The 1,784-nt window shown below is 61.0% G+C and carries 2 protein-coding genes; both read left to right on the top strand.

Annotated features, from left to right (window positions below; translation table 11 throughout):
* Positions 1-873 (top strand): dTDP-4-dehydrorhamnose reductase (gene rfbD / locus KB554_RS13185; RefSeq protein WP_211036500.1); only part of this gene is annotated, 873 nt, incomplete at its 5' end.
* 3 nt (positions 874-876) lie between these two features.
* A partial coding sequence (locus KB554_RS13180; protein ID WP_211036498.1) for a dTDP-glucose 4,6-dehydratase occupies positions 877-1,784 on the top strand: 908 nt, incomplete at its 3' end.

The following is a 1,784-nucleotide window of genomic DNA, read 5'->3' as shown; positions in this document are numbered from 1 at the left end:
CTTGTCACGGGCTCCGGAGGGCAGTTGGGACATGCCCTCCGGCGTGCTTCGGCCGCCTCGGCGGACCGCTACTTCTTCACGGACGTCGCGGGCGACGATACCCTGCGGCTCGACATCACGGACCGTGAGGCCGTGGAACGCTTCGTCCGCGAACACGCCATCGGCGCTGTCGTGAACTGCGCGGCCTATACGGACGTGGAGCGCGCCGAGGAGGACGCGGAGCGCGCCGAGCTGCTGAATGCCACCGCCGCCGGACACCTGGCACGCGCGATGAAAGGAGTCGGCGGACTGCTCGTGCACGTCTCCACGGACTACGTCTTCGACGGCACAGCGAACAGACCCTGCACGGAGGAAACCCCGACGGCGCCGCGAAGCGTTTACGGAGCGACGAAACTGCACGGCGAGGAGGAGGTGCTGGCTTCGGGCTGCCGCTATGTGATTCTCCGCACGGCGTGGCTCTATTCGGAGATCGGGAGGAACTTCCTCAGGACGATGCTGCGTCTGACGGAAGAAAAGGAGGTGCTGCGCGTGGTATTCGACCAGACGGGGACCCCGACCTACGCCGGGGACCTCGCCGAAGCGATCTTCGACATCGTGGAACACCGCAAATACGAAGGCCGCGAAGGCATCTACCACTTCTCGGACGAGGGCGTCTGCTCGTGGTACGACTTCGCCCGGGCCATCGCCGAATACGCCGGAAACTCCGCCTGCGACATCCGCCCCTGCCACAGCGACGAGTTCCCCTCGAAAGCCGTGCGACCGGCCTACTCGGTGCTGGACAAGACGAAAATCAAGGAGACATTCGGTATCGTGATTCCCCACTGGACGGACAGCCTCCGCAAATGTATCGGAAATATCGAAAAAGAGAAATAGAAAATGGATTTCAAACGCAACATCATCGTCACGGGAGGCGCGGGCTTCATCGGAAGCCACGTGGTGCGTCTTTTCGTCTCGAAATACCCCGATTACCGGATCGTCAACGTCGATAAGCTCACCTACGCGGGCAACCTCGAGAACCTCCGGGACGTGGAGCAGGAACCGAACTATGCTTTCGTCCGGGCCGATATCTGCGATTACGAACGCATGTCGCACCTGATGCGGGAATACCGGGCGGACGGAGTGATCCATCTGGCTGCCGAAAGCCATGTGGACCGCTCGATACGCGACCCCTTCACCTTCGCGCGGACGAACGTATTGGGCACGCTCGCGCTGCTCGAGGCCGCGCGGGTGTACTGGGAATCCCGCGGGGAGGGATACCACGGCAAACTCTTCTACCACATCTCGACCGACGAGGTGTACGGGGCTTTGGAGATGACACGGCCCCAGGGCATCGAACCGCCCTTCTCGACCTCGGCATCGAGCGGAGAACATCATTCGGCCTACGGCGAGGAGTTCTTCTCCGAGACTACCAGATACAACCCTCACTCGCCCTATTCGGCCTCGAAGGCCTCGTCCGACCACTTCGTAAGGGCCTACCACGACACCTACGGCATGCCCGTGATCGTCACCAACTGCTCCAACAACTACGGCCCCTACCAGTTCCCGGAAAAGCTGATTCCGCTATTTATCAACAATATCCGAAATCGGAAACCGCTGCCCGTATATGGAAAAGGAGAGAACGTCCGCGACTGGCTCTATGTCGAGGACCACGCACGGGCTATCGACACCATATTCCACAGGGGAAAGGTCGCAGAGACGTACAACATCGGGGGATTCAACGAGTGGAAGAACATCGACATCGTAAGGGTGCTCATCCGCACGGCGGACCGTCTGCTGGGAAACCC

This window comes from Alistipes sp. Marseille-P2263 (assembly GCF_018101075.1).
Classification (GTDB): Bacteria; Bacteroidota; Bacteroidia; order Bacteroidales; family Rikenellaceae; genus Alistipes; species Alistipes dispar.
The sequence above is the reverse complement of the archived record's forward strand: the minus strand, read 5'-3'. Positions and strand labels throughout refer to the sequence as shown.